Genomic DNA, 12,499 nt, shown 5'->3' on the forward strand with positions numbered 1-12,499 from the left:
GGGGAGAGTGGCCCGTTACAGCAGGGAATCTACGTAGCGGTCCCGGTTGAAGGGTTCAAAGTCTTCCGCGCCTTCTCCCGTTCCCAGGAAGGCCGGGGAGATGTGCATTTCATCCATGATGGCTACGGCCACGCCGCCTTTTCCGGAACCGTCCATCTTGGTGATGATGACGGAGTCCAGAGGGGTGGCCTTATGGAATTCCCTGGCCTGGGCCAGGGCGTTCGCGCCCGTGGTGGCATCCACCACCAGCAGGGTGCGGTGGGGCGCGGATGCATCCTGCTTGGCGAGGGTGCGGCGGATTTTGGAGAGTTCCTCCATGAGGTTGTGGCGTGTGTGGAGACGCCCCGCGGTGTCGCAGATGAGGTATTGGAAACCTTCACGGAGGGCTTGCGTGTGGGCTTCATAGCAGACGGAGGCCGGATCCTGGTTGTGGGCTCCCTTGTAGATGGGGATGCCCAGCTTGTCCGCCCAGCTCTGGAGCTGTTCCACGGCGGCGGCGCGGAAGGTGTCCGCTGCGGCCAGGAGAACACGGGAACCCTGTTTTTGCAGCAGGTGGGCCAGTTTGGCGGCGGAGGTGGTTTTACCCGTTCCGTTGACGCCTACCACCAGGATGACCAGCGGCCTTCCTTCCGGAGGAGCGGGCAGGGATGGTGCGGTGGCCGGAAAGGCCTGGCGGAGAACTTCACGGGTGGCTTCCACCAGGTTTTCCGCATCCAGGCCCTTGCTTTCCCTCAGCTGGTCCGCAATGGTCATGGCACGCCTGATGCCGATGTCCGCTGTGACCAAGTCCGCTTCCAATTCGTCCCAGTCTATTTTGGCGCCGCGGGAGAATTTGGTGAAGAGTTTTTTAAAGAATCCAGCCATGGTGCAGGGGATGGGTTACGCCGGGCGTTCCGTTTTTGAGATGCCGGCCAGCACGCCGTTGATGAAGCGGGGGGATTCCGCGGAGGAGAAGCGTTCCGCCAGCCGGATGGCTTCCGAGATGACGATGGGGGCGGGAAGGTCCTTGCGGTGCAGGAGTTCATAGGCTCCCAGCCGCAGGATGGCGCGGTCGATGGCGCTGACGCGCTCCGGGGTGTAGTTTTCCAGCGTGGCGTTGATGGCGGCGTCCAGCTCGTCCCGGCGGCGCAGGATTTCTTCTCCCAGGGTTTTAGCTTCACGGTAGAGTTCGTCCGCATCCTGTCCGGCTTCCACCACTTTTTTCATTTCCGCCAGGGAGGGACGGCCGTCCGGGTGGATGATGCAGTTAACGCGGTCGTTGATTTCCTGAAGCTTGTGGCAGGAGGAAATAAGAGGGGCCCAGATGCTGCTGTAAGCCGGGAAGTCCTTGAGCGCGTCCAGCAGGCGGCGGCGCATCTGCATCAGGGTGGTATTGAGCTCCTGGGAGGCGTCGCAGGCGGCGGAAAGCGTGCCCCTGTCATTGGAGGGGTCTTCATGCAGGGCCTTTTTCAGCTGGAGCAGGGAGGCGTTGAATTCCCCTTCCTTGACCAGAAGGTCCTGGAGCTGGTCGCGAACAGGCAGGGTGAGGGGGTCATGCTGGAGTTTGTCTGCCGTTTCCCGCGCGCGGGTGACGAAGAGGCGCAGTTTGTCCGGGTAGTCCCGGGTAAGGTGGCCGGAGACGGCCTTGGCCCTGAGTTTGCAGTAGTCCCCCCGGAAGGGTTCCATCAGGATATCCCAAATGCCCTCGTCCTGTTCCTGCTCCGTTTCCGGAGCCTGTGAGGTGGCATAGAGGTATTGGATGGCTGCTTGTCTGATTTGGTTGCGTGAGAGCATGGCGGTAGAGAAAGGGAAGAGAGTGTGAACCTTATTGCCGGGAGAGGGAGTTGAGGAAGAGTTCCGCCATACGGGCTGCGGTACGCGCCGCTTCCCGTCCGCGGTTGAGCTGGGAGGCGATGCAGCGGGCAAAGGCCTGCTTTTCATCATTTAGAAGCAGGACTTCATGAATGACGGGGGTGGTGAATTCCAGCGCCACCTGCATCAGGGCCTGGGTGATGGTGGAGCCGATGAGGTCCGCATGGTCCGTGCTGCCGCGCAGGATGACCCCCAGCGCCACGACGGCGTCAGGGCGTTTTTCCGGAGAGCGGGAGAGGACTGATTTGATGGTCACCGGGATTTCAAAGGCGCCCGGAACGCGGATGATTTCCAGCCGCACAGCCGGGAGCACGGCTTCCAGCTCTTCCGAGCAGTTGTCTACCAGGGCCTGGGTGTATTGCTCATTGTATTCCGAGGCGACGATGCAGATTTTGGCGCGCGTGCCCGTAGGCCGCTGGCGGGGAGGAAGTTCCGTGGACATGCAGAAGTGGTTGGGATGAGGTTACAGGATATGGCCCAGCTTGCACTTCTTGGTAGCCAGGTATTTGCTGTTTTGGTCGTTGGGAGGGATGATAAGGGGTACCTGTTCCGTGATTTTAATGCCGAAGCCTTCCAGGCCCACAATTTTCCGGGGGTTGTTGGTCAGCAGGCGGAGCTGGTCCGCACCCAGGTCATGCAGGATCTGGGCGCCGATGCCGTAGTCACGGAGGTCGTCCGGGTAGCCGAGCTTGAGGTTGGCCTCCACGGTATCCAGCCCCTGTTCCTGGAGCTTGTAGGCATGGAGTTTTGCCGCCAGGCCGATGCCGCGGCCCTCCTGCCGGAGGTAGAGCAGCACGCCGCCTTCCTGCGCGATGCGGCGCATGGCGGTATGGAGCTGGCTGCCGCAGTCGCAGCGGCGGGAGCCGAAGACGTCCCCGGTAAGGCATTCGCTGTGCACGCGCACCAGCGTGGGTTTGTCCGCGGAGATTTCTCCGTGGACCAGGGCCAGGTGAAGGGCTCCGTCCAGCTGGGATTCATAAAGATGGCAAGTGAATTCTCCGTAGTCCGTGGGCATCTTGACGGTTTCCACCAGGCGGATCTGCTTTTCCTTTGCCCGGCGGTATTCAATGAGCTGGGCCACGGTGCAGGCTTTCAGGCCGTGTTTTTTCTGGAAGCCTCCCAGGTCCCCCGTGCGGGCCATAGTGCCGTCTTCCTTCATGATCTCACAGCATACGCCGGCAGGCTGGAGGCCCGCCATGCGTACGAGGTCAATGGTGGCTTCCGTATGGCCGGCGCGGCGCAGCACCCCGCCGGGGACGGCGCGGAGCGGGAAGGTGTGGCCCGGCTGCACGAAGTCGTTGACGGTGGCCCTGGGGTCCGCCAGCGTGCGGATGGTCAGGGCGCGTTCCGCGGCGCTGATGCCCGTGGTGATGTCATGGGCCGCATCCACGGAGACGGTGAAGGCGGTGGACATGTTTTCCCGGTTGACAGAGGTCATGAGCGGGAGCTGGAGGGCGTCCGCCCGTTCCGGGGAGAGCGGGGCGCAGACGAGGCCCCTGGCATGGGTGACCATGAAGTTAATGGCTTCCGTCGTAGCGAATTCGGCGGCAAGGATGAGGTCCGCTTCATTTTCACGGCCGGGATCGTCCGTAACGATGATCATCCGTCCCTGCCGTATTTCTTCCACGGCTTCGTCAACGGTGCAGAATTGAAGTTGGTTGTCCATATAAGGGAGTAGAAGTGAAAGGAGGGTTATTTTTGCTTCTTGGCCCAGGAGTCCTTGAGGGCCACGGTGCGGTTGAAGACGGGGCGCTGGCCGGGTACGTGGTCCCTGCGGTCCGCCACAAAGTAGCCGAGGCGTTCAAACTGGCAGCGGAATTCCGGTTCTGCGGCGCTCAGGGAGGGTTCCAGCTTGGCGTTTGTGATGACGGTCAGGGAGCCGGGATTCATGACGGAGAGGAAGCCTTCTTCCGCCGCATCCGGGTTTTCCTCCGTAAAGAGGCGGTCGTAAATGCGGATTTCACCGTCCACGGCGTCCCTGGTGCTCACCCAGTGGATGGCCGCCCGGCACTGGATTCCTTCCGGAGGGTTGGAGCCGATGGTGCCGGGGATGTGTTCGCACAGGATTTCCGTGATGTTGCCGTCCGCATCCTGCCTGTAATCCGTGCAGGTAATGCAGTAGCCGCCGCGGAGGCGCACCGTGCGGCCCGGGGCCAGGCGGAAGTATTTCTTGGGCGGGTCCAGCATGAAGTCGTCCCGTTCAATCCAGACTTCCCTGGTGAGGGGAATCTGGCGGCTGCCTTCTTCCGGTTTTTCCGGGTTGTTCAGCACTTCCGCCATTTCCTCCGCGTCTTCCGGCAGGGTGGTGATGGTGACCTTGAGGGGATTGAGCACGGCCATGCGGCGCGGCGCGTTGGCGTTCAGGTCTTCCCTCACGCTGTATTCCAGCAGGGCCACGTCCGTGAAGCCGTTGAATTTGGTGATGCCTATAGTCTGGCAGAAGTTGCGGATGGCGGCGGGCGTGTAGCCCCGGCGGCGCATGCCGGAGACGGTTGGCATCCGGGGATCGTCCCATCCGGTGACGTGGCCTTCCTGCACCAGCTGTAGCAGCTTGCGCTTGCTCATGACGGTGTAGGTGAGGTTGAGCCTGGCGAATTCCGTCTGGCGCGGGCGTGCCGGAACGGGGCAGTTTTCAATCACCCAGTCGTACAAGGGGCGGTGGTTTTCAAATTCCAGCGTGCAGAGGGAGTGGGTGATGTGCTCGTAGGCGTCTTCCAGCGGGTGCGCAAAGTCGTACATGGGGTAGATGCACCAGGTGTTGCCTGTGTTGTGGTGTTCCGCAAACATGATGCGGTACAGCACGGGATCACGCATGTTCATGTTGCTGGAGGCCATGTCTATTTTGGCGCGCAGAATGGCCTTTCCTTCCGGAATTTCCCCATTTTTCATGGCTTGGAAGCGTGCCAGGTTTTCCTCTACGGAACGGTTGCGGTATGGGGATTCCACTCCGGGCACGTTCACGTTGCCGCGCTGGGCGCGTATTTCCTCCACCGTCTGTTCATCCACGTAGGCCAGTCCCTTCTTGATGAGGGCTACGGCGCATTCATGGAAAAAGCCGAACATGTTGCTGGCAAAGAAGAGGTTCTTCCCCCAGTCAAAGCCCAGCCAGCGGATGTCTTCCTGGATGCTGTCCACATATTCCTGGTCTTCCTTGCTGGGGTTGGTATCGTCAAAGCGCAGATGGCAGCGGGCGCCCGGGAATTCCTGGGCGATGCCGAAGTTGAGGCAGATGGATTTGGCATGTCCGATATGGAGGTAACCATTGGGTTCCGGGGGGAAGCGGGTTACCGGTGCCTGATGCTTGCCGGAGGCAAGGTCATCAGAAATCATATCGCGGATGAAATCTCGGCGTTCGGCAGGCTGCAATGACATGGCGAAAATTCTACTACCAAAATCCATCTTCTGCAAGTGTGTTCACTCGGAATGACATGAGGCGGAACGTGACGGATAAAAAGTGTTTTTTATCTTTTTCCGGAGGGCTGTGGTCATACAATTTAAATAATTTCCATACATGCATATTTGGGAATGTGCATTTTTCATGAAGATGGATAAAAAATCCCCAGTCTTTTACTAGGAAAAGACGCAAGCCCGCGCTGCGGGGTGTTTGCAGGATGCTGCGGAAAGGTTTGCTGGTTCGCAAAGTATTGTTTTTAAAAGGTATGGAATAGGTTTAAAGTGGAGAATGGAACAGGTAAAAACCCTGCGGAGGGAGAAAGCTGTTGAAATGGAGTTTAATGGATCAACCTTGAAAATTTATGCAGAATGCCCGGCAAAAGGAAAGTTTGGAAGAGAGGGATTGCAAAAGAATCAAAAACGTGCATATTTGGCTCACGTGAATCTGAATTGTCCACAGTGCAAACGACATATCAATGTTCCTTCCTCCGCGGAGGGTTCTATGGTGAATTGTAGCAAATGCGGCCATGAGTTTCTTTGCGACAGGGAAAAGCTGATCTCCAAAAAACCTTTCGCCAGGGCGAAGAAGGCCATTTCCGTCAGTACCCCCAGGGACCGGAGGGAAGTTATTCAGAGCGCTTTGATGGAGACGGGGCTGATTCAGCTGATGTGCCTTTGCGCGTCCCTGGTCATTGCCGCCGGCTGCCTCTGGCTTTTTTACAATGCGTCTTTCGAGATGGACGGAACCTCCTTCCTTTCCATGCTGCAGCAGCCCCAGCAGAAGGCGTTCGCCCTGTTTTTCGCCTGTTTGGCCGGAGGCCTGATGGCATGTGCCGGGCGGAGGCATAAAATTGTCTTCATCCTGCTGGGCCTGCTGGTCGCCGGGGGCATTGCCTCCCTGCCTTTCGTCTATCCGGTGAAACTGAACCCCTCCCTGCTTGGCGGCAGGGAAAATGCCTCCCAGCCTGAGGAGGAAGACGTCTCCGGCTTTACCAGCATGGGCTGGGAACAGGTTGCCGGTCCTGCCGCTTCCGTCCAGAATTATGGGGAAGGGGACTTGAAACCCTTGTTTGCCGCTATTGACCGCAAGGAAGACCAGGGGGTGCTGGGCGTGTGGGTGGTCGGGGTGAACGGAGCCAACCGGGACATGGTAAAGGCGTATTTGAAGAGGATGACCCAGTCCGAGGACGAGCCCATTTTTTATGACCGCAAGGGAACAGGCGGCGGGTTGTTCGTGATTACCCCCACTCCGATTACGTTCAAGGAGTTTGTGGATGTGGCGTCCAAGATGGGGAAAGTGACCTTGCAGGACAAGGAGCGCTTTTTTGTGGAAGTAGTCCTGAACCGGGACAAGTTTGAAGCCCGTCCCGCTTCCGCCGCATTGCAGGATGAACGTCACCAGTATTTTGTGCTGGCTAATCTAAAGGAATTGTCCTGCCTGGATATCCGGCGCGTCATTGCCGCGGCCAAGCGTCTGGCGTCCGTAAAGCCTGACCGGATGCGCCCTGAAGTTTCCGCCAAGCTGGTGGAGCTTCTCCGGGAGCCGTGGGGTCGTGATGCGGAGTATGTGACCGCGCTGGCGTCAGCCCTGGTGGTGTGGGGGCGTCCGGAGGATGCGGAGGCCCAGCGCGTGGTTTATTATGTAGCCACGGAGTTGAAGAAGGCGGATTGTGAGATTCCGGCTTCCCTGGTCAGGTTTTTGCTGCACGGTCCGGAAAAGAAGAATTTTGCGCTGCTTCTGGATGAGTGGAAAAAGGACCCGCAGAAGTGGGAGGAGGAGTGCGTGGCGGCAGGCCCCACGGGGGAAGCGGACATCATCCGCTTGATGAATGAGTCCGATGATTTTGTGCTGAAGCGCTCCGCCGCCCGAATTCTGGGAGAAATCGGTTCGGAAGCTTCCCTTTCTGCGCTCAAGGCCTTCACCAGGGATACGGACAATGAATTGCGCCTGTGCGCGGAGTTGTCCGTGAACCTGATTGAAAAGCGTCTGGGGATAGACTCTTCCGCCAGGTCCTCTCAATAAGGGGGGGCTCTGCTTCCTGAAGCCGGAGCTTTCCGGATGAACACGGAGCGGCGTATTTTTCCATACGCGGTTTTTTGTGTGGAAAACTTAAACGGCTTTTTTTAGCTGCGCCCCGGATGGAAGGGGAAGGAGGCTTTTTCCCATGAAGGGAAGAAGAAAATAATTGTATTTGTTTTAAAGCCCCGTTCTTTCTTTATAGCTCCCGGCTGTTTTCCTTGTGATATTTCCACTATTTGGATGCATTTCACGGAGGGAAAGTTGTTTTTGTCCCGGAAGCGTCTCTTTTTTGGTTGCGGAGAAAAGCCAATTTACTAGAATGCAACGACCATGACAGACCAAGAAAACATGAAGGCCGCCGTTCCGGATGCGGCCAGGCGATACATGCGCTACCTCCTTATCATGGCCGGTTTGGGCGGCCTTCTTTATGGTGTGGACGTCGGCGTGATTGCTGCGGCGCTCCCCTACATTGAGCAGACGGCTGGCTTTAATCCCTCCCAGCTTTCCCAGGTGGTGGCGGCCGTGCTGTTCGGCAGCGTGCTTTCTTCCCTGTTTGCCGGGTATCTGGCCGACAAGTTGGGACGCAAGGCGCTGATTACCGTAGCCGCCGCCCTGTTCACGGTGAGTATTCCCGTGATCTGCCTGTCCCAGGAAGTGTTCGGCATCATGCTGCTGGGCCGTATTCTCCAGGGCGCCAGCGCCGGTATTGTAGGTGTGGTGGTTCCCCTGTACCTGGCTGAGTGTTTGAGCGCGGAATCCCGTGGCAAAGGGACGGGGATGTTCCAGTTCCTGCTGACGGTGGGCCTGGTGTTCGCCGCCGTAGTCGGCCTGCTTGCCGCCAGCTATGTGGGCGGTGTGGAAAATTCCGGCGCGAGCGAGGAAACGCTGACTTCCGCCAAGATTTTTGCGTGGCAGGCCATTTTCTGGGTTTGCGCCGTTCCCGGCCTTTTCCTGTTCTTCGGTTCCTTCCGTTTGAGCGAATCTCCCCGCTACCTGTTCCGCCGCGGTCGCAAGGATGAAGCCATGGCCGTGCTGGTGCGCAGTTACGGAGATGTGCGCGCCAAGGAAGTGTTTGATGAAATGGTTCACATTGAAGAGGAAGAGAAGCAGAAGGCTGAGGAGCTCAAGAAGCAGAGCTCTTCCGGTGAATCCCTTCTTCAGCGCAAGTACGTATATCCCTTTGTTCTGGCGGTCCTTGTCCTGGCGTTTACGCAGGCTACGGGTATCAACTCCGTGCTGAATTACTCCGTGAAGGTATTCCAGCAGGCTGGCCTGGAAGGCACCACCGCCAACTGGGCGGACTTCACCATCAAGGTGGTGAACTGCTTGATGACCATCGTCGCCATGATCCTGGTGGACCGCAAGGGCCGCAAATTCCTCCTCAAGATCGGCACCGCCGGCATTGTGGTGGGTCTTCTCGGCACCGGCTTCCTGTTCAATAATGTGGAAAAAGCCCGCAAGGACGTGACCACGGACGTGGCCGCCCTGCTGGCCGCCCAGAGCCCCTCCGTCCAGAAGGAGTTTGAACAGGGCAAGGATGTGAGCTCCATCCGCACGCTTCAGCTGGAACGCACGCCTGATTCCCCCTTCGTCAAGGACCTGCTCGCCAAGAATGGCATGGGTGACAAGGATATCAACAGGATGCAGCTCATCATTACCTATGACCAGCCGGAAGCCAATCCCGCCTGGTACCAGTTTCTGATGGGATCCTCCACCCAGCTTTCCGTAGTGGAGTTTGCCGAGCTGACCAAGGATGCCAAGGACATCAAGAAGGAAGAGGACAAGGCTTCCCTGTCCCTGATCAAGGCCGTGCCTGATTCCACCAACAAGATGGTGGTGAACGGCAAGGACGGCTATGCCATGAAGCCTGTCTCCATCCTGAAGGCGGAACTGGGTGAAAAGCCGGATACCACCATGGGCTGGGGCGTGACCGCGTTCTTCATCATCTTCATTGCATTTTATGCTACCGGTCCCGGCGTGTGCGTCTGGCTGGCCCTGTCCGAACTGATGCCCGCCCGCATCCGCTCCAACGGCATGGCAATCGCGCTGCTGATCAACCAGCTCGTTTCCACGGTGATTGCAGGTTCCTTCCTCCCGTGGGTGGGGAGCTGCGGCTACTCCGGCGTGTTCTTTACGCTGGGCGGCATTACGGTGCTGTACTTCATCACGGTGACCTTCTTCCTGCCTGAAACCAAGGGCCGCTCCCTGGAAGAGATTGAAGGCTACTTCACGACAGGCAAGATGCCGGAAGATCTCAAGATGATCGGTGAAGGCATTGAAGCGGAGGAATAAGAGCCTCCACCTGCGTTTTTCAAAGCCGCCTCCCATGCCGGGGGGCGGCTTTTTTCATGTCCCGGGGATAACGGCGGATGGGCTCCGGCGTTTTCCCTTTTCAGACGAGAAGTGGAAAGGCAGATGCCAGGAACATGAAGAGACGGGGTCAGCGGGCGCCGTCCGCCTTTTTCCGGTTGGCCTGCCAGTTTTTAATGGCTTCCGCAATGGGAGGATACCCGTTTTTCATGTGGAAGTCATAGGCAGTCTGCCCGTCATCATTACGCAGGGAGGGATTGGCGCCGTTGTTCATGAGGCAAACGGCTATTTCCGGAGAATTGCAGGCCATCAGCGGCGTCAGGCCGTCCACGTCCGGCTGGTTGGGGTCCGCTCCAGCCTTGATGAGAAGTTCAATGAGGGGGATGAGGCGTTCCGCCGGTTTTTCCTTGGTGCAGACCAGATGCAGGGGAGACTGCTTGCTTTCAAAGAAGCGCTCGTTGACATCGAATCCTGCTTTGATGAGACGTTCATAAATGGCCGGGGAAAGACTGAGGAAGCCTACGCCGCGCGCCTGGGCGTTCAACCTGCGCTTGAGGTCCGGAGAACCCGCGTCCAGCAGGGCCAGGGCTATTTTTTCCTGTCCGGGGTCGGAATCATTGAGGGCGGCGGAGTACATGAACGGGGTGACTCCCCACGGTCCCGGCTGGTCCGGGTTGGCTCCGTGCTTGAGCAGGGCCTGCACCAGCGGCAGCCTGTCTTCCGCCGTGGAGTTCATGTAAAGGCCTGACAGGCACGCCCAGGTGAGGGGGGTGTCCCCCGGTTCCTTAGTGCCGTCATGCATGAAGATGGATTGGGCGTTTACGGGAGCGCCCGCTTCTATCATCCGGATGGCCAGTTGATTCAATCCCAGGGCAATGCAGAGATGCAGGGGCGTATTGCGGTCCGGAGCCTGAAGCTGGAGGTTGCCGGTCTGCCGGAATTGCTCCAGCATCCGGTAGCACTGGAGGATGGAGTGGAATTCCTGTTGAGCCTCTCCGGCGAACATGATTTCCAGGGGCCAGGAGTCGTGCAGGAAGCGGAGGGTAAGGCCCAGCAGCTTTTCATTTGCCGCCTGGATTTCCTGTTTTTCCGCTTCCGTGAGCTGAATCGTCCTTTCCTCCGCTTCCGCCAGGGGGGCGGCTGCGACGGCTGCTGCGGACAGAAGCAGCATGGACCCTGTCATTTGTCTCATGGCATCCTTATAGGGGAAGGAAAGTGGCCTGTCACTTCAAATAAGGGGCATTATCCCAGTTTGGAGAGGCTGACATGGACTGCTTCCACCGTACGGTCAATGTCTTCTTCCGTATGGGCCGTGGAGATGAAGCCTGTTTCATACGGGGAGGGGGCAAAGTAGACGCCCTGTTCCAGCATGTTCCAGAAGAAGGGCTTGAAGAGTTCCTTGGAGGCCTTTTGCGCGGAGTCCAGGTCATAGACCTCCTCTTCCGTGAAGAAGAGGCAGAACATGGAGCCCGCGCGGTGGAAGGTGTAGTTCCTGCCGTGCTTCCGGATGGCCTCGCGGATGCCTTCCTCCAGGCGTGCGCCGAGCTGTTCCAGGCGGTCATACGCGTTCCCGTTCAGGAGTTCCCGGAGTTGGGCCAGGCCCGCCGCCATGGCGACCGGGTTGCCGGAGAGGGTGCCCGCCTGGTACACGGGGCCCAGCGGGGAGAGGCAGTCCATGATTTCCGCCCTGCCGCCGAAGGCTCCCACGGGGAGGCCGCCGCCGATGACTTTCCCCATGCAGGTGAGGTCCGGCGTGATGCCGTAAAGCTGCTGTACGCCGCCGGGCGCGACGCGAAAGCCCGTCATGACTTCGTCAAAGATGAGCAGGGAATCATGCCGGAGCGTGATTTCCCGCAGAAAATGGAGAAAATCGTTCTGCGGGAAGTAAAGCCCCGCGTTGGCCGGGAAGGGCTCCAGAATGACGGCCGCAATATCGTTCCCGTGGAGTTCAAAGGCTTTTTTCACCGCTTCCCGGTCGTTGTAGGGGACGGTGATGGTGAGCTGGGTCATTTCCCTGGGCACGCCTGCGCTGTCCGGCTCCCCGAAGGTGAGCGCCCCGGAGCCCGCCGCCACCAGCAGGGAGTCCACATGGCCGTGGTAGCAGCCGATGAATTTGATGATTTTACGGCGTCCCGTGTAGCCGCGCGCCAGCCTGATGGCGGACATGGTGGCTTCCGTGCCGGAGTTCACCATGCGCACTTTTTCCACGGAGGGAACCATGCCCGTGATCATTTCCGCCATGTCCACTTCCGCCGGAGCGGGAATGCCGTAGCCCAGCCCCCTGTCCACGGCTGCATGGACGGCGTTCATGACGGGCTGCGGGGCGTGCCCCAGAATGGCCGGGCCCCACGTGCCGATGTAGTCAATGAGCTGGCGTCCGTCCGCATCCGTGATGTAGGCGCCTTTGGCGGACTGGACAAAGAAGGGGTCGCCGTCCACATTGCGGAAGGCACGGACGGGGGAGTTGACGCCGCCGGGGATGACGGCGCGCGCGCGGGAGAAGAGCTGGGCGGACTGATTCATGTGCTGAGGGAAGCAAAAAGGGCAAACCTTGAGAAAGGGTTGCCCTCATTGAAATGGGTTCTATTCCCGAACCAATACTGATTTAAGCTTCAGGAGCGGAAACGGGAGTTTCAGTGGTTTCGGAAGCGGTTTCTTCGCTCTTGTTGCTGTAACGCCACTTTACCTTGTTGCGCTTGCTGGCGGAACGGGCCTTGCGGCGGCGTTCGTCCATCGGGGTTTCAAAGGCGCGGCGGCGGCGCATTTCATCCAGGATGCCTTCAACATCCAGCTTGGTTTTAAGGCGCTTAAGAGCGCGGTCGATAGGTTCACCTTTTCTTACGGTAACTTCACGCATGATTTGTTTTCCTTTTTCTATTCGTCCGGGAACGGGAGACAATACGTAGTGCTTTCCTGCTTACAGGT

Annotated in this window: 10 protein-coding genes; 2 read left to right on the forward strand and 8 right to left on the reverse strand. The window is 58.8% G+C overall.

Annotated features, from left to right (window positions below; all coding sequences use genetic code 11):
* Positions 1-15 precede the first annotated feature (15 nt).
* Genes ftsY through CXU21_RS06895 form a run of 5 tightly spaced genes read right to left on the reverse strand, consistent with a single transcriptional unit; the run spans position 16 to position 5,223 of the window.
* Entirely contained in the window at positions 16-864 is an 849-nt protein-coding gene (ftsY, locus tag CXU21_RS06875; protein WP_102725543.1) for a signal recognition particle-docking protein FtsY, read from the reverse strand.
* Between the two features lie 15 nt (positions 865-879).
* Positions 880-1,773 (reverse strand): transcription antitermination factor NusB, encoded by an 894-nt coding sequence (nusB, locus tag CXU21_RS06880; protein ID WP_180972276.1) that lies wholly within the window; start codon positions 1,771-1,773, stop codon positions 880-882.
* Positions 1,774-1,804: 31 nt separating this feature from the next.
* Entirely contained in the window at positions 1,805-2,293 is a 489-nt protein-coding gene (gene ribH, locus CXU21_RS06885) for a 6,7-dimethyl-8-ribityllumazine synthase (protein ID WP_102711918.1), read from the reverse strand.
* 21 nt (positions 2,294-2,314) lie between these two features.
* Positions 2,315-3,517 (reverse strand): bifunctional 3,4-dihydroxy-2-butanone-4-phosphate synthase/GTP cyclohydrolase II, encoded by a 1,203-nt coding sequence (locus tag CXU21_RS06890; RefSeq protein ID WP_102711916.1) that lies wholly within the window; start codon positions 3,515-3,517, stop codon positions 2,315-2,317.
* A 26-nt stretch (positions 3,518-3,543) separates the two neighbouring features.
* Positions 3,544-5,223 (reverse strand): glutamine--tRNA ligase/YqeY domain fusion protein, encoded by a 1,680-nt coding sequence (locus CXU21_RS06895; protein WP_102725544.1) that lies wholly within the window; start codon positions 5,221-5,223, stop codon positions 3,544-3,546.
* Between the two features lie 523 nt (positions 5,224-5,746).
* On the opposite strand from CXU21_RS06895, the gene CXU21_RS06900 reads away from it, so the two are divergent.
* The gene (locus CXU21_RS06900) at positions 5,747-7,267 is read left to right on the forward strand and encodes a HEAT repeat domain-containing protein (RefSeq protein WP_102725545.1); all 1,521 of its coding nucleotides are present in this window, start codon (positions 5,747-5,749) and stop codon (positions 7,265-7,267) included.
* A 327-nt stretch (positions 7,268-7,594) separates the two neighbouring features.
* Positions 7,595-9,556, forward strand: coding sequence for an MFS transporter (locus CXU21_RS12490; protein ID WP_102725546.1), 1,962 nt, complete (start codon positions 7,595-7,597; stop codon positions 9,554-9,556).
* Between the two features lie 148 nt (positions 9,557-9,704).
* Here CXU21_RS12490 and CXU21_RS06910 read toward each other — a convergent pair whose 3' ends face one another.
* The 3 genes from CXU21_RS06910 to rpsU form a co-directional block, all read right to left on the reverse strand.
* Positions 9,705-10,766 (reverse strand): ankyrin repeat domain-containing protein, encoded by a 1,062-nt coding sequence (locus tag CXU21_RS06910; RefSeq protein WP_146017000.1) that lies wholly within the window; start codon positions 10,764-10,766, stop codon positions 9,705-9,707.
* 50 nt (positions 10,767-10,816) lie between these two features.
* Positions 10,817-12,097, reverse strand: coding sequence for a glutamate-1-semialdehyde 2,1-aminomutase (gene hemL / locus CXU21_RS06915; RefSeq protein WP_102725548.1), 1,281 nt, complete (start codon positions 12,095-12,097; stop codon positions 10,817-10,819).
* Positions 12,098-12,179: 82 nt separating this feature from the next.
* Positions 12,180-12,431, reverse strand: a complete 252-nt coding sequence (gene rpsU, locus CXU21_RS06920) for a 30S ribosomal protein S21 (protein WP_102711906.1) — start codon at positions 12,429-12,431, stop codon at positions 12,180-12,182.
* Positions 12,432-12,499 lie beyond the last annotated feature (68 nt).

This window comes from Akkermansia muciniphila, from assembly GCF_002884975.1.
Classification (GTDB): Bacteria; Verrucomicrobiota; Verrucomicrobiia; order Verrucomicrobiales; family Akkermansiaceae; genus Akkermansia; species Akkermansia muciniphila_C.

Coding starts and splice junctions, on each gene's coding strand:
- hemL (WP_102725548.1), bottom strand. CDS start 12,097: ATGAATCAGTCCGCCCAGCTCTTCTCCCGCGCGCGCGCCGTCATCCCC.
- CXU21_RS06895 (WP_102725544.1), bottom strand. CDS start 5,223: ATGTCATTGCAGCCTGCCGAACGCCGAGATTTCATCCGCGATATGATT.
- nusB (WP_180972276.1), bottom strand. CDS start 1,773: ATGCTCTCACGCAACCAAATCAGACAAGCAGCCATCCAATACCTCTAT.
- ribH (WP_102711918.1), bottom strand. CDS start 2,293: ATGTCCACGGAACTTCCTCCCCGCCAGCGGCCTACGGGCACGCGCGCC.
- CXU21_RS06910 (WP_146017000.1), bottom strand. CDS start 10,766: ATGAGACAAATGACAGGGTCCATGCTGCTTCTGTCCGCAGCAGCCGTC.
- ftsY (WP_102725543.1), bottom strand. CDS start 864: ATGGCTGGATTCTTTAAAAAACTCTTCACCAAATTCTCCCGCGGCGCC.
- CXU21_RS12490 (WP_102725546.1), top strand. CDS start 7,595: ATGACAGACCAAGAAAACATGAAGGCCGCCGTTCCGGATGCGGCCAGG.
- rpsU (WP_102711906.1), bottom strand. CDS start 12,431: ATGCGTGAAGTTACCGTAAGAAAAGGTGAACCTATCGACCGCGCTCTT.
- CXU21_RS06900 (WP_102725545.1), top strand. CDS start 5,747: ATGGTGAATTGTAGCAAATGCGGCCATGAGTTTCTTTGCGACAGGGAA.
- CXU21_RS06890 (WP_102711916.1), bottom strand. CDS start 3,517: ATGGACAACCAACTTCAATTCTGCACCGTTGACGAAGCCGTGGAAGAA.